Below are 19,350 nucleotides of genomic sequence, written 5' to 3'. Positions count from 1 at the left end.
CCTAAAACTTTTCAAAATGGTTTACAAGTCGATTATGACCCAGGACGATCTCGCCTTCGACAAGCAGCATATCTGGCACCCTTACACCTCCACGACCCGCCCCCTTCCCGTTTATCCGGTGGCCTCCGCCCACGGCTGCGAGCTGCACCTCGCCAGCGGCGAGCGGCTCGTTGACGGGATGTCCTCCTGGTGGGCGGCGATTCATGGGTACAACCACCCGCGCCTGAATGCGGCGATGAAGGCCCAGATTGACCAGATGTCGCACGTGATGTTTGGCGGGATCACCCATCAGCCCGCGGTGGATTTATGCCGCCGTCTGGTAGCGATGACGCCTGACTCGCTGGAGTGCGTATTCCTGGCGGATTCCGGCTCCGTGGCGGTGGAAGTGGCGATGAAAATGGCGCTGCAGTACTGGCACGCGAAGGGCGAAACGCGCCAGCGTTTCCTCACCTTCCGCAACGGCTATCACGGGGATACCTTCGGGGCGATGTCGGTGTGCGATCCGGATAACTCCATGCACAGCCTGTGGAAGGGGTATCTGCCGGAAAACCTGTTCGCCCCTGCGCCGCAGAGCCGCTTCGACGGCGAGTGGAACGAGATGGACATGGTCGGCTTCGCGCGGCTGATGGCGGCACATCGTCACGAGATTGCTGCCGTCATTCTTGAACCGATCGTGCAGGGCGCGGGCGGAATGCGGATGTACCATCCGGAATGGCTGAGGCGTATTCGCAGGATGTGCGACCGCGAGGGCATTCTGCTGATTGCCGATGAGATCGCCACCGGCTTTGGCCGCACCGGCAAGCTGTTTGCCTGCGAACATGCGGGTATCGCCCCGGATATTCTGTGCCTCGGCAAAGCGCTGACGGGCGGCACCATGACGCTCTCCGCCACGCTCACGACCCGCCAGGTCGCCGACACCATCAGCGACGGCGAAGCAGGCTGCTTTATGCACGGTCCGACGTTTATGGGCAACCCCCTGGCCTGCGCCGTGGCGAGTGAAAGCCTGGCGATTCTGGCGAGCGGCGAGTGGCAGACGCAGGTTGCGGCGATTGAAGCGCAGCTGAAAGCGGAACTGAGCGCCGCCTCGGGGGCGAATTTCGTGGCGGACGTGCGCGTGCTGGGCGCCATCGGGGTGATTGAAACCACCCATCCGGTGAATATGGCGGCGCTGCAGCGTTTCTTCGTGGATCAGGGCGTGTGGGTACGGCCTTTCGGCAAGCTTATCTACCTGATGCCGCCGTACAGCATTACGCCGGAGCAACTGCGTAAATTAACCGACGCGGTCGTAACAGCCGTTAACATTCCCGCGCATTTCACGATTTAACCCTATGCATTACACTTGCTGAACGAGCGATCAACGAGGGTAAACCGTATGAAAATCATCAGTAAAGATCTGCGCGACGGTGAAAAACTGCCGGAACGTCACGTTTTTAACGGCATGGGGTATCAGGGAGACAATATCTCCCCGCACCTGGCGTGGGACGAGGTTCCGGCAGGCACCAAAAGCTTTGTCGTGACCTGCTACGACCCGGATGCGCCAACTGGCTCAGGCTGGTGGCACTGGATTGTGGCGAACCTCCCTGCCGACACGCGCGTACTACCGCAGGGTTCCGGTTCAGACCTGGTTGCCCTGCCTGAAGGTGCCATTCAGACGCGTACTGACTTCGGTAAAGCGGGCTACGGCGGCGCGGCACCGCCAAAAGGGGAAACCCACCGCTATATCTTCACGGTGCACGCGCTGGATGTGGAGAAGATTGAGGTCGATGAAGGCGCGAGCGGCGCAATGGTCGGGTTTAACGTGCATTTCCATACGCTTGGCAGCGCGTCGATTACGGCGATGTATTCGTAAAAAAAGCCGGGTGGCGGCTACGCCTTACCCGGCCTGGATTTCGCACTCGTAGGCCCGGTAAGCGCAGCGCCACCGGGCAAAAAAATCACAGCACCGAAGGTAACAGCCCCACCAGCCGCCCTTCTTCCAGAAGCTGCATCGCCTTATCAATATCCGGGGCAAAGAAGCGGTCGTCGTCGTAATGGGTGACGTGCTCGCGCAGCACCTGACGCGCCTGCTCCAGCAGCGGGCTGGATTTGAGCCCTTCACGCAGATCGATACCCTGACTCGCCGCCAGCCATTCCACCGCCAGCACACCGCGGGTGTTGGAGGCCATTTCCCAGAGACGACGCCCGGCAGCTGGTGCCATCGAAACGTGATCTTCCTGATTCGCCGAGGTTGGCAGGCTGTCCACGCTGTGCGGATGCGACAGCGCCTTGTTCTCGCTTGCCAGCGCTGCGGCCGTCACCTGAGCAATCATAAAGCCCGAGTTGACCCCGCCGTTACGCACCAGGAACGGTGGCAACTGGGACATGTGTTTATCCATCATCAGCGCGATGCGGCGCTCGGACAACGCGCCGACTTCGGCAATCGCCAGGGCGATATTATCCGCCGCCATTGCCACAGGCTCGGCGTGGAAGTTACCGCCGGAGACCACCTCGTTTTCCTGAGCGAACACCAGCGGGTTATCGGACACCGCGTTGGCCTCCACCAGCAGCACCTCCGCCGCCTGGCGCAGTTGCGTCAGGCACGCGCCCATCACCTGCGGCTGGCAGCGCAGGGAATACGGATCCTGCACCTTCTCACAGTTGTGGTGTGAATCGGCAATTTCGCTGGTGTCGGTAAGCACGTGACGGTACATCGCGGCGGCATCAATTTGCCCGCGCTGACCGCGCACCTCGTGGATGCGGGCATCGAACGGGCGACGCGAGCCCAGCACCGCTTCGGTGGTTAGCGCACCGCACACTACCGCCGAGGCAAACAGATCTTCCGCTTCAAACAGGCCGCGCAGCGCGAAGGCGGTCGACGCCTGGGTGCCGTTCAGCAGCGCCAGCCCCTCTTTCGCCGCCAGCGTGATCGGCGTTAAGCCAGCCTTTTTCAGCGCCTCTTTCGCCGGAAGCCACTCGCCCTGCCAGCGCGCTTTGCCTTCACCCAGCAGCAGCAGCGACATGTGCGCCAGCGGTGCGAGATCGCCGGAGGCCCCGACGGAACCCTTCGCCGGGATCCACGGATAGACTTCCGCATTAACCAGCGCCATCAGCGCCTGGATCACGCTCAGGCGGATGCCGGAGAAACCGCGCGCCAGGCTGTTGATTTTGAGCACCATCATCAGACGGACAATCTCATCGTCAAGCGGCTGGCCGACGCCCGCCGCGTGCGACAGCACCAGCGAACGCTGCAGGTTTTCCAGATCGTGCGTCGCGATGCGGGTCTGCGCCAGCAGCCCAAAGCCGGTATTAATCCCGTAAGCCGTGCGCCCTTCGGCAACGATGGCTTCAACGCAGGCCACGCTGTCGTTAATGGCGGCGTGGGCGCTTTCATCCAGCGAAAGGGTGACCGGCTGACGCCAGACGTTACGCAGCTGTTTGAGCGTCAGTGAGCCGGGAGTGAGGGTTAATGCGTTCATTCATGCTTTCCTTGTGTGGCAGGGATCATCGGCAGGTTAAGGCCCTGCTCTTTGGCACAGTCAATGGCAATCTCGTAACCCGCATCCGCGTGACGCATCACGCCGGTGGCCGGGTCGTTGTGGAGCACGCGAGCGATACGCGCGGCGGCTTCATCCGTTCCGTCACAGACAATAACCATCCCGGAATGCTGGGAGAAGCCCATCCCCACGCCGCCGCCGTGGTGCAGCGACACCCAGGTCGCGCCGCTGGCGGTATTCAGCAGGGCATTCAGCAACGGCCAGTCGGAGACCGCGTCCGAGCCGTCGCGCATGGCTTCGGTTTCGCGGTTCGGGCTGGCGACGGAGCCGGAGTCCAGGTGGTCGCGGCCAATGACGATCGGCGCGGAAACTTCACCGCTGCGCACCATTTCGTTAAAGGCGAGGCCGAGTTTTTGACGCCACTCCAGCCCTACCCAGCAGATACGCGCTGGCAGACCCTGGAAGTTAATGCGCTCGCGGGCCATGTCCAGCCAGTGGTGCAGGTGTTCGTCATCGGCGACGATCTCCTTCACTTTGGCGTCGGTTTTGTAGATGTCCTCCGGGTCACCGGACAGGGCAACCCAGCGGAACGGCCCGATGCCGCGGCAGAACAGCGGGCGGATATAGGCCGGGACGAAGCCGGGGAAGTCGAAGGCGTTATTCACGCCCATCTCTTTCGCCATCTGGCGAATGTTGTTGCCGTAATCAAAGGTCGGAATACCCATCTGGCTGAAGGCCAGCATGGCGGATACGTGTTCCGCCATGGAGCGTTTCGCGGCAAGCACCGTGCCTTCCGGATCGGTCTCCGCTTTTTGCTGGTAGGCTTCCCACGTCCAGCCTTTTGGCAGGTAACCGTGCAACGGGTCATGGGCGCTGGTCTGGTCGGTGACCAGATCCGGACGCACGCCGCGGGCGACGAGTTCTGGAAGAATGTCCGCCGCATTTGCGCACAGGGCAATCGACACCGCTTTGCCTTCGGACGTGTATTTTTTGATGCGCGCCAGCGCATCGTCCAGGCTGGTCGCCTGTTCATCGACGTAGCGGGTACGCAGACGGAAATCAATGCGGCTCTGCTGGCACTCAATGTTCAGGGAACACGCGCCGGCCAGCGTGGCGGCCAGCGGTTGCGCGCCGCCCATACCGCCCAGACCGGCGGTCAATACCCAGCGGCCTTTCAGCGAGCCGTTGTAGTGCTGGCGACCGGCTTCCACGAAGGTTTCGTAGGTGCCCTGCACGATCCCCTGGCTGCCGATGTAGATCCAGCTCCCGGCGGTCATCTGGCCATACATCGCCAGCCCTTTCGCGTCCAGTTCGTTGAAGTGTTCCCACGTTGCCCAGTGCGGCACGAGGTTAGAGTTGGCAATCAGCACGCGCGGGGCGTTTTTGTGCGTTTTAAACACGCCCACCGGCTTGCCGGACTGCACCAGCAGGGTTTCGTCGTGTTCGAGTTCGGTCAGGGATTTTACAATTGCGTCATAGCATTCCCAGTTGCGCGCAGCGCGGCCTATGCCGCCGTAGACCACCAGCTCGTGGGGGTTTTCCGCCACCTCAGGATCGAGGTTGTTCATCAACATGCGCAGCGGGGCTTCGGTGAGCCAGCTTTTGGCGGTAAGGGTGGTGCCGCGCGCGGCGCGGACGTCCTGCTGGCGGTATTTACCTGACGACATTGTGTGCTCCTATACGGGACAGATGATGCATTTAGATATACTTGTATAGACAAGCACACACAAGGTCGGATTTAACAAAAAAGATACAATTTTGTTATATTGCGTTAGCGATCACGCTTATAAAACTTATGACATAAAGTGGCCCTGCAGCCGGTAACGGTTACCCGGGAAAAGCAGCCGGGCATGCGACACAATGTGCGACGAGGACCAGGTTCGACGACGGATCAGCAGGCACGGGTCGTGCTCTTTAATGCGCAGCCGCTCGCACTCCTGCGGCGTGGCGCGCACGGCTTCCACAATGTGCTCCCCTTCCGTCAGCGGTGCGACAAGCGACAGATAGGCATGCGGCGTGGTGTGGGTGTAATCCTGGTTCAGATAGTCCGGTATCCGTTCGGCGTTAACGCAGCGATCTTCAATCTGCACCGGAATGTCGTTTTCGAAATGCACCATCACGGAGTGGAAGATGCGGCTGCCTTCTTTGACGTTCAGCTCTACCGCCTGCTCGGCGCTGGCCTGGGTCTCTTCGAGCACCAGCACCTCACAGCGGTGCTGATGATTACGCGCGGCAATTTCGTCTGCAATACTGCGGATCTCAAACAGGGCGGATTGCCCTTTCGGTTCCGCCACAAACGTCCCGACGCCCTGCAGGCGCACCAGAAGCCCTTCGTCGGTCAGCTCGCGCAGCGCCCGGTTTACGGTCATCCGGCTAAAGCCAAACTGCGCCACCAGATCGGCCTCCGAGGGAATGCGGTCGTGCGGCCGCCAGACGCCGGTGGCGATTTTTTCGCTGATCGCCTGCTTCACCTTTTCGTAGAAAGGTGCGGGAGAGCTCGACTGCGGCAGGGGTGAGCGTGAAAACATCGTGACTCCTTGAATAGTGTTATGCCCACCAGTGAGCAATTTGCCAGGCCAGGCGGGCGGCGAGCTTAGCGCCCTGCCCGTCCCTATCGTACTGTGGGTTAAACTCTACCAGATCGGCGGCCTGGAGCTTACCGCTACGGCAGATATGTTCGATGACGGGGAGGAGATCCAGTGCCGGTATGCCTAACGCAGCCGGAGCGGAAACGGCAGGCATCTCGCTGGCGGGCAGCACGTCAAGATCGATCGTCAGGTAGACGCGATCGGCCTGCGCCAGCACACTTTCCAGCGCAGACAGTGCATCGCGCCTGAAATGGAGATCTTCCACCAGCGTGACGTTCAGGCGTTCAGCCTCATCCCACAACGCCTGCGTGTTCGCCGCCCGGCTCACGCCAAAGCAGGCGTACTGAAATGCCCGCCCGCGCTCATCGCAGTAGTGCGCCAGCTGGCGAAACGGCGTGCCGGACGTCGCCCGCTCTGCCTTGCGCAGATCGAGATGGGCATCAAGGTTTATGATGACAACCCGCTCGTTCGGGAAGGCGTCCAGCACGCCGCGACCGTGCGCCCACGCGGTTTCGTGTCCGCCGCCAAAGACCAGCGTGCGCATCCCGGAGCGCTGGCAGGCTGTCACGGCATCGCTTAACGTCTGCTGTGCCGCCTCAAGCTCGTCACCTTCAACGTAGACCGATCCCATATCCGCCAGCCGATCGTGTCCCTGATGGCTTGCCATATTCGCCAGCGCCTTTCGCAGCATATCAGGCGCCTGCACGGCGCCGGGCCTGCCCTGATTGCGTTTTACGCCTGCATCACATTCAAAGCCTATCAGCGCAATGCCGGATGATAGCGGCTTGAACGCTCCCTGCTGCCGTATCGTCTGGAAAATGCGCGTTGCGTTGCTGGCCTCGGCGCTGTCGTCGCGCCCCTGCCAGACCGATTCGGCTACGGGCCGCCATAACCTCATACTGCCTCCCCACGGAAAATACGTTGATACAGCGGATTGCGTCCCGGCTCGTAGACCATCTCTACCGGATGGTGTGCATCCCAGACGATGAAATCAGCGACAAACCCGGCCCGCAGCTGTCCGTGGGTTTCCCCGCGGCCCAGCGCCTGCGCGGCATGCCGCGTGACGCCAGCCCAGGCCTCTTCTGGCGTCAGGCCAAACTGGACGCAGGCCATGTTCATCGCCAGGTGCAGGCTGGCAAACGGGCTGGTACCGGGGTTATAGTCGGTGGCGACCGCCATCGGCACGCCCTGTTTTCTGAGCTGTTCCACCGGCGGACGCTGGCGCTCCTGCAGAAAATAGAACGCACCCGGCAACAGGACCGCAACCGTGCCGCTTTGCGCCATCGCCTGAACGCCTGCGTCGTCAAGATATTCGATATGATCGGCGGAGAGTCCCTTATACCGGCTGACCAGCGCCGCACCGCCCTGATTCGACAGCTGCTCGACGTGCCCTTTCACCGGAATACCGAGCGCGGTCGCCGCCTTAAAGAGGCGCTCGGTTTGCGACGGGGTAAAGCCGACGTTTTCGCAGAACACGTCTACTGATTCGTATAACTCTTTTTGCCACAGCGTGGGCAATATCTGCTCACAGACCAGCGTGAGGTACGCATCCGGATCCTGTCGGTATTCCGGCGGAACCGCATGAGCCGCCAGCAGCGTTGGGCTGATATCAACCGGATTATTGAGGCTCAGCTGGCGCGCGACCTGCAGCATCTTCTCTTCGGCCTCGGCGTTGAGACCGTATCCAGATTTGATTTCAACCGTGGTGACACCTTCATTCATCAGACGTTGAAGCCGCTGCTGCGCCAGCTTAAGCAGGGTTTCGGGCGAGCTGCTGCGCGTCGCCGTCACGGTCGCGTTAATCCCGCCCCCCTGGGCGCTGATGGTTTGATAAGAGACACCGTTAAGACGCTGCTCCCACTCCGCCGCGCGATCGCCGCCAAACACCAGGTGGGTATGACAGTCAATCAGGCCCGGCGTGACCAGACGTCCCTGAAGATCGACACAGTGACGGTGTCCGGCCGGAATGTCAGATTCAGGGATCACGGCCAGAAGGGTGTGGCCGCGTACGACCAGGGCATGTTGCTCTTTCAGTCCATAGGGCGCACAGACGTCCGGCGCCATCGTAGCCAGTCGCGCATTTCGCCATATCACATCGTCGGGATGAATCTGCTGCATAGGCATTCCACTTGTCATAGGTTGTATAGACATTTATTTTCATCTGTTGTCTGCTGTCAACCGACTTTGCGGAAAATGTTATTTATTTGTGATCACTTACCCGCCGCCCCTGGGCTAAAAATGCAACTTTTACCCTTTTTATCTTCCCGTTTCGCTCAACTTAGTATAAAAAAGCAGGCTATTTCGTCTATCCCGTAAAGACTTGCATACCCAGGAGCTTCACCTTGAACATTTCCAGGATTTCCCGTCTGGCGTTAGCACTCGCCTTTGGCGTGACATTATCCGCATGCAGTTCAACCCCACCGGATCAGCGGCCTTCTGAGCAGGTCGCGCCCGGTACGGCCTCCCGCCCGATTTTGTCCGCTGATGAAGCGAAGAACTTCGACCGTGCGCACTACTTCTCGTCGATGGATCCTAACGCTGCGCCGTGGACCCCGTCTTCGATTAACCTGCCGAAACAGCCTGACTTCGTGGTTGGCCCGGCGGGTGCGCAGGGTGTAACGCATACCTCGATTCAGGCTGCGGTAGATGCTGCCATCACGAAACACAGCGCATCTCGCCAGTTCATCGCGATCCTGCCAGGTGAATATGAAGGCACCGTGTATGTTCCGGCGGCACCGGGCAGCATTACGCTTTACGGTCTGGGCGAAAAAGCGATCGACGTAAAAATTGGCCTGGCGATTGATTCCGAAATCGACAGCAACACCTGGCGTCACCTGGTGAACCCGGCCGGTAAATATATGCCGGGTAAACCGGCGTGGTACATGTTTGATAACTGCCAGAGCAAGCGTGCCGCCACCATTGGCGTGATGTGCTCTGCGGTGTTCTGGTCCCAGAATAACGGTCTGCAGCTGCAGAACCTGACCATCCAGAATACCCTGGGTGACAGCGTTGACGCCGGTAACCACCAGGCCGTCGCGCTGCGCAGCGATGGCGATAAAGTGCAGATTAACAACGTCAACATTCTGGGTCGTCAGAACACCTTCTTCGTGACCAACAGCGGTGTACAGAACACGCTGCAGAATAACCGTCTGACCCGTACGCTGGTGACCAACAGCTACGTTGAAGGTGATGTGGATCTGGTGTCCGGCCGCGGCGCGGTGGTATTTGATAACACCGATTTCCGCGTGGTGAACTCACGCACTCAGCAGGAAGGTTACGTGTTTGCTCCGGCAACCCAGTCGAACCTCTTCTTCGGCTTCCTGGCCGTGAACAGCCGCTTCAACGCTGCCGGTGACGGCGTGGCGCAGCTGGGACGCTCCCTGGACGTGGACGCAGCGACCAACGGTCAGGTTGTGATCCGTGACAGCGTGATCAACGAAGGCTTCAACATGGCGAAGCCGTGGGCGGATGCGGCGATCTCCAAACGTCCGTTCTCCGGCAATACCGGTGCGGTGGACGATAAAGGGAACGTGCAGCGTAACCTGAACGACGCTAACTTCAACCGCATGTGGGAGTACAACAACCGCGGTCTGGGTAGCAAAGTGGTTGCTGAGCCGAAGCAGTAAGCAGTCCTTTTGCCGGGTGGCGGCTTCGCCTTACCCGGCCTACAGGTTATGTAGGCCCGGTAAACGCAGTGCCACCGGGCATAAAAAAACCTCGCATTCGCGAGGTTTTTTGTTTTAAGCCGCTTAGTGAGCGTTAACCACCACCCACATCGGCCCCTGGCCTACGGCGTAGCGCCCTTTCTCTTCCAGCAGACCCTGCTCGCCTTTAATTTCATACAGCGCGATATGGTGGGATTTCTGCCCCGCTGCAATCAGGTATTTGCCGCTGTGATCGATATTAAAGCCGCGCGGCTGAGTTTCCGTCGGCTGGAAGCCTTCAACCGCCAGCACGCTGCCGTCTTCGGAAACGCTAAACACGGTAATCAGGCTGGAGGTACGGTCACAGGCGTACAGATGACGGCCATCTGGCGTAATGTGGATATCTGCCGCCCAGCGGGTGTCGGAGAAATCAGACGGCATCATGTCCAGCGTCTGCACGCACTCAATCTGACCGTTTGGATCTTTCAGTTCCCATACGTCCACAGAGCTGTTCAGTTCGTTGACCACGTAGGCGTACTGCTGGTTCGGATGGAAGACCATATGACGCGGGCCTGCACCTTCTACCGTCGTGACTTCAGCAGGATTCTGCGCCACCAGGTGACCATCGTCGCTCAGGGTGAACAGGCAGATACGATCCTGCTTCAGCGCAGGCACCCACAGCGTGCGGTTATCCGGAGAGATATTCGCCGAGTGGCAACCTTCAAGCCCTTCCACCACATCCACGGTTTCGACCGGAATGCCATCTTCAAGACGGGTTACGCTGACGCAACCCGCGTTATAAGAGCCGCTGAAGACAAAGTTGCCTTTACGATCGGTTGAGATATGGGTTGGGCTGCCCGGCAACGGGGCTTCGGCAGTGTAAGTCAGCGCGCCGTCGTCCGGAGAGATGCGATAGGCCAGCACGCGAAACTCCGGGCGCACACCCACGTACAAGAAACGTTTATCCGGGCTGATAACCATCGGTTGCACCTGACCTGGCACATCAACAACCTGAACCAGCGTGAGTGTCCCTTCGGTATTTAAACGCCAGACGTGGATCTGCTGGCTTTCAGGACTGGCGGTATAAACGGTTTGTTTCATGAATATTCACTCCTCACTGCGCATGAAAGTAGTTAACTTTTAACGGTGAATGCTGAATTGTCGACAGGAGTTTTGAAGCGTTCGCCTCTCGGTGTACCATCCCATCAAAACGTAAATTCAATATTAACCCGGAAAAACAAATGACCTCGCGTGTGATTGCTCTGGATTTAGACGGTACCTTACTGACGCCGCAAAAAACCCTTCTCCCCTCTTCTCTGGAAGCGCTTAAACGCGCACAGGAAGCGGGATATCAACTCCTTATCGTAACGGGTCGACATCACGTTGCCATTCACCCTTTTTATCAGGCACTGGCGTTAGATACACCTGCAATTTGTTGTAATGGCACTTATTTGTATGATTATCAGGCAAAAAAGGTTTTAGCCTCCGACCCGCTGCCGGTTCCCCAGGCGCTGCAACTGATTGATCTGCTGGATGAGCATGCCATTCACGGCCTGATGTACGTGGATAACGCGATGGTGTACGAGCGCCCAACCGGCCATGTGGTGCGCACCAGCAACTGGGCGTTGTCCCTGCCTGAAGCGCAGCGTCCGGTCTTTACTCAGGTATCTTCCCTGCGTCAGGCAGCCCAGGACGTTGAGGCTATCTGGAAATTTGCCCTGACGGATGAAGACACCACCAAACTGAATGCCTTCGCGAAACACGTGGAACAGACGCTGGGTCTGGAGTGCGAATGGTCCTGGCACGATCAGGTGGATATTGCCCGCAAAGGCAACAGCAAAGGCAAGCGTCTGACGCAGTATGTGGAATCGCAGGGCTGGTCAATGCAGGACGCGATCGCCTTCGGCGACAACTACAACGACATCAGCATGCTGGAAGCCGTCGGTACGGGCGTGGCGATGGGCAATGCCGACGACGCGGTAAAAGCGCGCGCTAACGTGGTGATTGGCGACAACACCACCGACAGCATCGCGCAGTACATTTATACCCACCTGCTGTAATCAGGCGGTGATCGAGACGCTCTTGATTTGCGCGTAGAGCCACAGGCCAGGTTTGATTCCTAACTCATCCCTGGCCCACGGGCTGATGCGTGCCCAGAGCGTTCTGCTTCCCACCTCGAGCTTCACTTCCACCTGGCCGTTATCATCAAAACACTCCGCGACTTTGGCGCGCAGGATATTTCGAATACTGGTTTGCAGCGGCGGCTGCAGCACCAGCGAAACGTCAGATGCCTGAATACGAATACGCAGCGCGGACTGCAACGGCTTGTCGATCTTATTGACCCACAGGTGCTGATCGCCCAGCGCCAGCGCCGTCATCGCGTAGTGCGGATGGTGTTCCAGCACGCTCACTTTCAGGATGCTGCTCTGCTGTTCCCGGGGTAACCACGGGTGCATTACGCTGCTGCCCCACACCTCTTCCAGGTTGCCGAAGGCCTTGACGCTGCCCTCTTCCAGCACCAGCACTTTGTCGGCCAGATGCAGGATCTCATCCAGCGAATGGCTGACGTAGAGCATTGGAATATTAATTTCCCGCGTCAGGCGCTGCAGGTAGGGCAGGAGCTCACGTTTGCGCGGAATATCCAGCGAGGCCAGCGGTTCGTCGAGCAGCAGCAGTTCGGGCGCGGTCAGCAACGCGCGGCCAATCGCCACGCGCTGTTTTTCTCCGCCGGAAAGCGAGGATGGCAGCCTGTCGAGCAGTGGCTCAATGCCTAAAAGCGTCACCAGCTTATCAAACTGCCCGGCCATGCTTTTCGCCATGCCGTAACGCAGGTTGCCGCGCACGCTGTAGTGTGGGAATAAGCGCGCGTCCTGAAAAACATAGCCGATGCGGCGTTTATCCGGCGACAGATACACCTTATTTTCCACGTCATTCAGAACGCGGTTATTCAATACAATCCGTCCTGTCTGCGGGCGCGTCAGGCCGCTGATGGCATTTATTAGCGACGTTTTTCCCGCCCCCGACACGCCGAAAATGGCGGTGATACCGCTTGCAGGCAGCGTCTCGTTAAGCGTCAGGGTATGGTTTCCCAGCGTCTGAGTGAAATTCAGTTCCAGCATGCTTATTTCCCCATCCGCTCACGGCTGAGCCGCGCCAGCCATTCCGACACCAGCAGCGATACCAGGGCTAATACGATTGAGATGATACACAGCCGCGCCGCCGCGCCCTCTCCGCCCGGCGTTTGAATCAGAGTATACATGGCCGATGGAATGGTTCGCGTCTCGCCGGGAATGTTCGAGACAAAGGTGATCGTCGCGCCAAACTCGCCCAGCGAGCGGGCGAAGGCCAGTACCGTCCCGACAATAATGCCGGGTAACGTCAGGGGAAGCGTGATGGTGAAAAAGACGCGCCAGCGCCCGGCACCCAGCGTACGCGCCGCCTGTTCGAGCTTCATGTCCACGCCTTCCAGCGCGAGGCGGATCGCCCTCACCATCAGCGGGAATGACATTACCGCTGCCGCCAGTACCGCACCGCGCCAGCTAAAAGCGAACGTCAGCCCAAACCAGTCGTAGAGCTTCTCGCCGATAAAACCGCGCCGCCCCATCGAAACCAGCAGCAGATAACCGACCACCACGGGCGGCAACACGAGCGGAAGATGAAGCACGCTGTCGAGCAGCGCTTTACCGGGAAACTGACAGCGAACCAGTAACCAGGCAAAGAAGATCCCAAAGGGCAAACTCAGCGCAACCGCCAGGGAAGAGACTTTAAGGCTCAGCAGAACAGCCTGCCATTCAGGATCGGTCAATATCATCAGTGAGTCGTAAATCCGTAACGTTTAAAGATTGCGGACGCTTCCGGCCCCTTCAGATAATCGCGGAAAGCCGTCACGGTCGCATTTTTATGTCCATCAACAATCGCAACAGGATATTCCACTTTCTTGTGGGAGTCTTCCGGGAACGTTGCCACCACTTTCACACCCTTACTGGCGACGGCATCGGAGCCATACACAATGCCCAGCGGGGCTTCGTTGCGTTCCACCAGCGCCAGCGCGCCGCGGACATCTTCCGCCGGAGCCAGCTTCGGCGACAATGTCTCCCACGCGCCCAGCTTTTGCAGCGCTTCTTTGGCGTAGATCCCGGCCGGAACGTGCTCCGGATCGCCCACCGCCAGACGCCCGCCGTTCAGCAGACTTATCCAGTGGGTCTCTTTGTTGATGGTGAAGTCAGCCTGAGCGCTGGCTTTTGGCGCCACGACAACCAGGCTATTCCCCAGCAGCGTTTCGCGGGTTGCCGCATCAATCGCTTTCTTCTCCACCGCGTAATCCATCCACTTCTGGTCAGCCGAGATGAACAGATCCGCCGGTGCGCCCGCTTCTATCTGGCGCGCCAGCGTCGAGGAAGAGGCAAACGAGGAGACCACCTCGACGTTTTTCTCTTTTTTATACGCCGCCGCGATATCCTGCAGCGCGTTGGTCAGCGACGCCGCCGCAAAGACCGTGATTTTACCGTCGTCCGCCAGCGCGTGGCCGGTAAGTGAAAGCGTCAGCGTTGCCCCTGCGAAAAGGCGTACCCAGGTACGTGCCATTTTTAACTCCTGTGAGTAGCGTTATATACCCATTAATATAACGGTAACATCAGGGAGATCCCAGCGTTAAATCGTACCGCTGAAGAGGTAAACCGGTGTGATACGTTAAATATTATCGGCGAAAACGGGAAAATCTTGAGAGCAAAACGCCCGGGCAAGCCGGGCGTTTTGGGGGGAATCAATGCTGCTTTTTAGCCTGGTCTCTGTGACCAATGTTCGAAAAGACGTTGAACACTTCACCCAGGCCGTAGATGGCACCGAGGATGATGGCCATCACTACTGGTACCATGATCACGGCGAATACCAGACTTTTCAACAACTCTAACATGGTTTTCTCCAGATATTGTGAATAGCGTATTCTACCCTTTCAACTGAGAAAAACATCCCCTTTTGTGCGGTACCCTTTGCGCCCTGCACCATTTGGGTCACAATACCCTTTTTGCCAGGACACTGTTATGCAGGCCGAAATTCTTCTCACACTCCGACTTCAGCAAAAGCTTTTCGCCGATCCGCGACGTATCGCCCTGCTTAAACAAATAGAACAAACGGGCTCGATTAGCCAGGGGGCGAAAAACGCGGGCATCAGCTACAAAAGTGCCTGGGACGCCATCAACGACATGAACACCCTGAGCGAACAGCCGCTGGTGGACAGAGCCACGGGCGGCAAAGGCGGCGGCGGTGCAATCGTGACGCGTTATGGCCAGCGTCTTATTCAGCTTTACGATCTGCTGGCCCAGATTCAGCAAAAGGCGTTCGATGTGTTAAGCGATGACGATCACGTTCCGCTGGACAGTCTGCTGGCCGCCATTTCCCGTTTCTCGCTACAAACCAGCGCCCGCAACCAGTGGTTTGGTACGGTGACGGCGCGCGACAATCTGCAGATACAGCAGCATATTGAGATCCTGCTTGCCGATGGCACCACCCGTCTGAAGGCCGCCATAACGGCGCAAAGCGCGGAACGTCTTGAACTGGATGAAGGGAAAGAGGTGCTGGTGTTGCTGAAGGCGCCGTGGGTCACTATCACGCGCGATCCCGATGCGGCAAAGGCAGCAGATAACCAGCTGCAGGGCACAATCAGCCACATCGAACGCGGCCAGGCGCAGTGCGAAGTGCTGATGACCCTGGCAGATGGGCAGCCGCTTTGCGCGACCCTACCGCTCAGCGAGTCGGACGACTTAGAAGAAGGTGCTATCGTCACCGCGTATTTCAACGCGGACCGGGTGATTATCGCCACTTTGTGCTGAGCGCATTGACAATCGTACCGACAGTGCGTATCCCTGATATCTATTGCTGCAAAAACAGGGATAAATCATGTCATCATTGCATATTTCGCAAGGCACGTTTCGTCTTAGCGATACCCGAACGCTGACGATTGCTGATTTGACACTACGCGCGGGTGAAAGCTGGGCGTTTGTCGGCACCAACGGCAGCGGTAAATCTGCGCTGGCCCGTGGGCTGGCGGGAGAGCTCAACCTCCTCAAGGGCGAATACCAGAGCGACTTTACGCGCCTGACGCGCCTGTCGTTTGAACAACTGCAAAAGCTGGTCAGCGACGAGTGGCAGCGCAACAACACCGATTTGCTCAGCCCTGGTGAAGACGATACCGGCCGTACGACCGCAGAAATTATACAGGATGAGGTGAAAGACCCCGCCCGCTGTGAGCACCTGGCAGAACAGTTCGGTATCTCCCCTCTGCTGGACCGGCGCTTTAAATACCTTTCGACCGGCGAGACGCGAAAAACGCTGCTTTGTCAGGCGCTGATGAGCCAACCTGAACTGCTTATTCTGGACGAACCGTTCGACGGTCTTGACGTGCAGTCCCGGGCGCAGCTGGCGTCCCTGCTGGCATCGCTTAATCAGCAGGGATATACCCTCGTGCTGGTGCTTAACCGCTTCGATGAAATTCCGGACTTTATCCAGCACGCGGGCGTCCTGGCCGACTGTAACCTGACCGAGACCGGCGAAAAAACCGCGCTGCTTAAGCAGGCGCTGATTGCCCAGCTCGCCCACAGCGAACAGCTCGACGGTATTACCCTTCCGGAACCTGACGCCCCTTCGGCCCGCCATGCGCTTGACCCCCACCAGCCGCGCATCGTGCTGCGTGACGGGATGGTCGCTTATGACGATCGCCCGATCCTTAACCGCCTCAGCTGGACGGTCAATCCGGGCGAGCACTGGCAGATTGTCGGCCCCAACGGCGCGGGGAAATCCACGCTGCTGAGCCTGATCACCGGCGATCACCCGCAGGGCTATAGCAACGATCTGACGCTGTTCGGTCGGCGTCGCGGCAGCGGCGAAACCATCTGGGATATTAAAAAACATATCGGCTATGTCAGCAGCAGCCTGCATCTGGATTACCGGGTCAGTACCACGGTACGCAACGTGATCCTCTCCGGCTATTTTGATTCCATCGGTATTTATCAGGCGGTGTCGGACAAACAGCACAAGCTGGCCCAGCAGTGGCTGGATATCCTGGGCATGGACAACCGGGTCGCTGACGCGCCGTTTCATAGCCTGTCGTGGGGGCAACAGCGTCTGGCACTGATCGTTCGCGCGCTGGTGAAACACCCTACGCTGCTGATCCTCGACGAACCGCTGCAGGGACTCGACCCGTTGAACCGACAGCTTATCCGCCGCTTTGTGGACGTGCTGATTAGCGAAGGTGAAACGCAGCTGCTGTTTGTTTCACATCATGCCGAAGATGCCCCCTCCTGCATCACGCATCGCCTGGAGTTTGTTCCGGATGGCGAGCACTATCGTTATCTGCAAAGCAAAATCGATTGACCCCCGGAGGGCACCGCCCTCCGTTTTTCAGATAACCTGCACTAATACATTGCTATCCCGTTGATCTACAATGCCTCATGGCAGCTGAAAATCGGATTTTAAAAACAGTGTAAACGATTCCACTATTTTATCCCATGTCACACTTTTTGCGTCTCTGTTATGCTATGGTTATTACATACCATAAGCCCAATGGAGCGAAATATGCGAGTTCTGGTAACAGGTGGTAGCGGTTACATCGGTAGTCATACCTGCGTGCAGCTGCTGCAAAACGGCCATGACGTCATCATTCTCGACAACCTGTGCAACAGTAAGCGCAGCGTGCTGCCTGTGATTGAACGTCTTGGCGGTAAACAACCGACTTTCGTGGAAGGCGACATCCGCAACGAAGCGTTGATGACCGAGATCCTTCACGACCACGCCATTGAAGCGGTGATCCACTTCGCGGGTCTGAAAGCCGTCGGGGAGTCCGTTGCAAAACCGCTCGAGTATTACGACAACAACGTCAACGGTACCCTGCGTCTCATCTCCGCCATGCGTGCGGCCAACGTCAAAAACTTCATCTTTAGTTCTTCCGCCACCGTCTATGGCGATCAGCCCAAAATTCCTTACGTTGAAAGCTTCCCGACCGGGACGCCGCAGAGCCCGTACGGCAAAAGCAAGCTGATGGTGGAGCAGATCCTGACCGACCTGCAAAAAGCCCAGCCGGAATGGAGCATCGCGCTGCTGCGCTACTTCAATCCGGTCGGTGCCCATCCGTCTGGCGATATGGGTGAAGATCCGCAGGGCATTCCGAACAACCTGATGCCGTATATCGCGCAGGTTGCCGTCGGTCGTCGCGATTCGCTGGCGATTTTTGGCAATGACTACCCCACCGAAGATGGCACTGGCGTGCGCGACTATATCCACGTGATGGATCTGGCAGATGGCCACGTTGCCGCCATGCAGCAGCTGGCGGATAAACCTGGCGTGCATATTTACAACCTCGGCGCCGGGGTCGGCAGCAGCGTGTTGGACGTGGTCAATGCCTTCAGCAAAGCCTGCGGCAAGCCGGTGAACTACCACTTCGCACCGCGTCGTGAGGGCGATCTGCCTGCTTACTGGGCCGACGCCACCAAAGCCGACAAAGAGCTTAACTGGCGTGTTACGCGCACGCTTGATGAAATGGCACAGGATACCTGGCACTGGCAGTCACGCCACCCGCAAGGCTATCCGGACTAAGGATCCGTCATGACGCAATTTAATCCCGTCGATCATCCGCATCGTCGCTTTAACCCGTTAAGCGGGCAATGGATTTTAGTTTCTCCGCATCGCGCCAAGCGCCCCTGGCAGGGGGCGCAGGAGACGCCTGCAAAACTGACCTTGCCGCAGCACGACCCGGACTGCTTCCTCTGTCCGGGCAACACGCGCGTGACCGGGGATAAAAACCCGGACTACAAAGGCACCTTCGTGTTTACCAACGATTTTGCCGCCCTGATGACCGACACGCCGGACGCGCCGGAAAGCCACGATCCGCTGATGCGCTGTGAAAGCGCGCGCGGTACCAGCCGCGTGATCTGCTTCTCTCCCGATCACAGCAAAACGCTGCCGGAGCTGAGCGTTGAGGCACTGAAAGAGGTGGTCAGCACCTGGCAGGCGCAAACTGCCGAGCTGGGTCAAACTTACCCATGGGTGCAGGTGTTTGAAAATAAAGGTGCGGCAATGGGCTGCTCCAACCCGCATCCGCATGGCCAGGTCTGGGCGAACAGCTTCCTGCCTAACGAAGCCGAGCGTGAAGACCGTCTGCAAAAAGCGTATTACGCGGAAAACGGCTCGCCGATGCTGGTGGATTACGCGCAGCGTGAGCAGGCAGACGGCAGCCGTACCGTGGTGGAAACCGAACACTGGCTGGCCGTCGTCCCTTACTGGGCCGCCTGGCCGTTTGAGACGCTGCTGCTGCCGAAAGCACACGTGCAGCGCATCACCGAACTCAGCGACGCGCAGCGCGACGACCTTGCCCTGGCGCTGAAAAAACTGACCAGCCGTTATGACAACCTGTTCCAGTGCTCCTTCCCATACTCCATGGGCTGGCACGGCGCACCGTTTAACGGGGAAGAGAATCCGCACTGGCAGCTGCATGCCCATTTCTATCCGCCGCTGCTGCGCTCTGCGACGGTACGTAAATTTATGGTGGGCTACGAAATGCTGGCGGAAACCCAGCGTGATCTGACGGCGGAACAGGCGGCAGAACGTCTGCGTGCCGTTAGCGACGTCCACTATCGCGAATCAGGAGTTTAAAAA

General features: G+C 58.6%; 18 protein-coding genes. 8 read left to right on the top strand and 10 right to left on the bottom strand.

What is annotated here, in order from left to right; translation table 11 throughout:
• Positions 1-16 precede the first annotated feature (16 nt).
• Positions 17-1,324: an adenosylmethionine--8-amino-7-oxononanoate transaminase gene (bioA, locus tag KGP25_RS07025; protein ID WP_048026991.1), complete on the top strand. Its 1,308-nt coding sequence runs from the start codon at positions 17-19 to the stop codon at positions 1,322-1,324.
• 48 nt (positions 1,325-1,372) lie between these two features.
• The gene (locus tag KGP25_RS07020; RefSeq protein WP_024908770.1) at positions 1,373-1,849 is read left to right on the top strand and encodes a kinase inhibitor; all 477 of its coding nucleotides are present in this window, start codon (positions 1,373-1,375) and stop codon (positions 1,847-1,849) included.
• Positions 1,850-1,934: 85 nt separating this feature from the next.
• Here the strand turns inward: KGP25_RS07020 and hutH are convergent, their stop codons facing one another.
• From hutH to hutI, 5 genes are all read right to left on the bottom strand, one after another.
• Complete coding sequence (gene hutH / locus KGP25_RS07015; RefSeq protein WP_032656312.1) at positions 1,935-3,455, bottom strand: histidine ammonia-lyase; 1,521 nt, start codon at positions 3,453-3,455, stop codon at positions 1,935-1,937.
• Positions 3,452-5,140, bottom strand: a complete 1,689-nt coding sequence (hutU, locus tag KGP25_RS07010) for a urocanate hydratase (RefSeq protein ID WP_223540163.1) — start codon at positions 5,138-5,140, stop codon at positions 3,452-3,454. Before hutU ends, hutH begins: the two co-directional genes overlap by 4 nt.
• Before the next feature lie 126 nt (positions 5,141-5,266).
• Positions 5,267-6,001, bottom strand: coding sequence for a histidine utilization repressor (locus KGP25_RS07005; protein ID WP_045909476.1), 735 nt, complete (start codon positions 5,999-6,001; stop codon positions 5,267-5,269).
• 19 nt (positions 6,002-6,020) lie between these two features.
• Positions 6,021-6,959, bottom strand: a complete 939-nt coding sequence (hutG, locus tag KGP25_RS07000) for a formimidoylglutamase (RefSeq protein ID WP_223540162.1) — start codon at positions 6,957-6,959, stop codon at positions 6,021-6,023.
• Positions 6,956-8,179, bottom strand: coding sequence for an imidazolonepropionase (gene hutI, locus KGP25_RS06995; protein ID WP_048026987.1), 1,224 nt, complete (start codon positions 8,177-8,179; stop codon positions 6,956-6,958). Before hutI ends, hutG begins: the two co-directional genes overlap by 4 nt.
• 224 nt (positions 8,180-8,403) lie before the next feature.
• Here hutI and KGP25_RS06990 point away from each other — a divergent pair, with 224 nt between their 5' ends.
• Positions 8,404-9,687, top strand: coding sequence for a putative acyl-CoA thioester hydrolase (locus tag KGP25_RS06990; RefSeq protein WP_196346004.1), 1,284 nt, complete (start codon positions 8,404-8,406; stop codon positions 9,685-9,687).
• Between the two features lie 123 nt (positions 9,688-9,810).
• Here the strand turns inward: KGP25_RS06990 and pgl are convergent, their stop codons facing one another.
• A complete protein-coding gene (gene pgl / locus KGP25_RS06985) occupies positions 9,811-10,806 on the bottom strand; it encodes a 6-phosphogluconolactonase (protein WP_045909472.1) in 996 nt (331 codons plus the stop codon).
• 140 nt (positions 10,807-10,946) lie between these two features.
• Here pgl and KGP25_RS06980 point away from each other — a divergent pair, with 140 nt between their 5' ends.
• Positions 10,947-11,765, top strand: a complete 819-nt coding sequence (locus KGP25_RS06980; protein WP_047073877.1) for a pyridoxal phosphatase — start codon at positions 10,947-10,949, stop codon at positions 11,763-11,765.
• On the opposite strand, the gene modC is transcribed toward KGP25_RS06980, so the two are convergent.
• From modC to KGP25_RS06960, 4 genes are all read right to left on the bottom strand, one after another.
• Positions 11,766-12,824 carry a molybdenum ABC transporter ATP-binding protein ModC gene (gene modC, locus KGP25_RS06975; RefSeq protein WP_196364856.1) on the bottom strand — a complete coding sequence of 353 codons (1,059 nt, stop codon included), beginning with the start codon at positions 12,822-12,824 and terminating at the stop codon, positions 11,766-11,768.
• Between the two features lie 2 nt (positions 12,825-12,826).
• Positions 12,827-13,516: a molybdate ABC transporter permease subunit gene (modB, locus tag KGP25_RS06970; RefSeq protein ID WP_045909470.1), complete on the bottom strand. Its 690-nt coding sequence runs from the start codon at positions 13,514-13,516 to the stop codon at positions 12,827-12,829.
• Positions 13,516-14,289 carry a molybdate ABC transporter substrate-binding protein gene (modA, locus tag KGP25_RS06965; RefSeq protein WP_048026983.1) on the bottom strand — a complete coding sequence of 258 codons (774 nt, stop codon included), beginning with the start codon at positions 14,287-14,289 and terminating at the stop codon, positions 13,516-13,518. Before modA ends, modB begins: the two co-directional genes overlap by 1 nt.
• A gap of 178 nt (positions 14,290-14,467) precedes the next feature.
• Positions 14,468-14,617 (bottom strand): AcrZ family multidrug efflux pump-associated protein, encoded by a 150-nt coding sequence (locus KGP25_RS06960; protein ID WP_008501118.1) that lies wholly within the window; start codon positions 14,615-14,617, stop codon positions 14,468-14,470.
• 127 nt (positions 14,618-14,744) lie between these two features.
• Between KGP25_RS06960 and modE the strand changes: the two genes are divergently transcribed.
• The 4 genes from modE to galT all read left to right on the top strand — a co-directional run bounded on the left by modE (position 14,745) and on the right by galT (position 19,347).
• Positions 14,745-15,533 carry a molybdenum-dependent transcriptional regulator gene (modE, locus tag KGP25_RS06955; protein ID WP_223540161.1) on the top strand — a complete coding sequence of 263 codons (789 nt, stop codon included), beginning with the start codon at positions 14,745-14,747 and terminating at the stop codon, positions 15,531-15,533.
• 67 nt (positions 15,534-15,600) lie between these two features.
• Positions 15,601-17,073: a molybdate ABC transporter ATP-binding protein ModF gene (modF, locus tag KGP25_RS06950; protein WP_223540160.1), complete on the top strand. Its 1,473-nt coding sequence runs from the start codon at positions 15,601-15,603 to the stop codon at positions 17,071-17,073.
• A 201-nt stretch (positions 17,074-17,274) separates the two neighbouring features.
• Positions 17,275-18,291 carry a UDP-glucose 4-epimerase GalE gene (gene galE / locus KGP25_RS06945; protein ID WP_048026980.1) on the top strand — a complete coding sequence of 339 codons (1,017 nt, stop codon included), beginning with the start codon at positions 17,275-17,277 and terminating at the stop codon, positions 18,289-18,291.
• A 9-nt stretch (positions 18,292-18,300) separates the two neighbouring features.
• Positions 18,301-19,347 carry a galactose-1-phosphate uridylyltransferase gene (gene galT, locus KGP25_RS06940; protein WP_223540159.1) on the top strand — a complete coding sequence of 349 codons (1,047 nt, stop codon included), beginning with the start codon at positions 18,301-18,303 and terminating at the stop codon, positions 19,345-19,347.
• The last annotated feature ends 3 nt before the right edge of the window (positions 19,348-19,350 follow it).

The organism is Enterobacter sp. JBIWA003 (genome assembly GCF_019968825.1).
Classification (GTDB): domain Bacteria; phylum Pseudomonadota; class Gammaproteobacteria; order Enterobacterales; family Enterobacteriaceae; genus Enterobacter; species Enterobacter quasiroggenkampii.
Note: the sequence above shows the minus strand (reverse complement) of the source record. Positions and strands in the feature narration are given on the sequence as shown.

What these genes read in the sequence shown, in the direction of transcription:
- modA (WP_048026983.1), bottom strand. Translation starts at nt 14,289, where the DNA reads ATGGCACGTACCTGGGTACGCCTTTTCGCAGGGGCAACGCTGACGCTT.
- KGP25_RS06960 (WP_008501118.1), bottom strand. Translation starts at nt 14,617, where the DNA reads ATGTTAGAGTTGTTGAAAAGTCTGGTATTCGCCGTGATCATGGTACCA.
- modE (WP_223540161.1), top strand. Translation starts at nt 14,745, where the DNA reads ATGCAGGCCGAAATTCTTCTCACACTCCGACTTCAGCAAAAGCTTTTC.
- modF (WP_223540160.1), top strand. Translation starts at nt 15,601, where the DNA reads ATGTCATCATTGCATATTTCGCAAGGCACGTTTCGTCTTAGCGATACC.
- hutU (WP_223540163.1), bottom strand. Translation starts at nt 5,140, where the DNA reads ATGTCGTCAGGTAAATACCGCCAGCAGGACGTCCGCGCCGCGCGCGGC.
- hutH (WP_032656312.1), bottom strand. Translation starts at nt 3,455, where the DNA reads ATGAACGCATTAACCCTCACTCCCGGCTCACTGACGCTCAAACAGCTG.
- modC (WP_196364856.1), bottom strand. Translation starts at nt 12,824, where the DNA reads ATGCTGGAACTGAATTTCACTCAGACGCTGGGAAACCATACCCTGACG.
- bioA (WP_048026991.1), top strand. Translation starts at nt 17, where the DNA reads ATGGTTTACAAGTCGATTATGACCCAGGACGATCTCGCCTTCGACAAG.
- KGP25_RS07005 (WP_045909476.1), bottom strand. Translation starts at nt 6,001, where the DNA reads ATGTTTTCACGCTCACCCCTGCCGCAGTCGAGCTCTCCCGCACCTTTC.
- modB (WP_045909470.1), bottom strand. Translation starts at nt 13,516, where the DNA reads ATGATATTGACCGATCCTGAATGGCAGGCTGTTCTGCTGAGCCTTAAA.
- pgl (WP_045909472.1), bottom strand. Translation starts at nt 10,806, where the DNA reads ATGAAACAAACCGTTTATACCGCCAGTCCTGAAAGCCAGCAGATCCAC.
- galE (WP_048026980.1), top strand. Translation starts at nt 17,275, where the DNA reads ATGCGAGTTCTGGTAACAGGTGGTAGCGGTTACATCGGTAGTCATACC.
- KGP25_RS07020 (WP_024908770.1), top strand. Translation starts at nt 1,373, where the DNA reads ATGAAAATCATCAGTAAAGATCTGCGCGACGGTGAAAAACTGCCGGAA.
- galT (WP_223540159.1), top strand. Translation starts at nt 18,301, where the DNA reads ATGACGCAATTTAATCCCGTCGATCATCCGCATCGTCGCTTTAACCCG.
- hutG (WP_223540162.1), bottom strand. Translation starts at nt 6,959, where the DNA reads ATGAGGTTATGGCGGCCCGTAGCCGAATCGGTCTGGCAGGGGCGCGAC.
- hutI (WP_048026987.1), bottom strand. Translation starts at nt 8,179, where the DNA reads ATGCAGCAGATTCATCCCGACGATGTGATATGGCGAAATGCGCGACTG.
- KGP25_RS06980 (WP_047073877.1), top strand. Translation starts at nt 10,947, where the DNA reads ATGACCTCGCGTGTGATTGCTCTGGATTTAGACGGTACCTTACTGACG.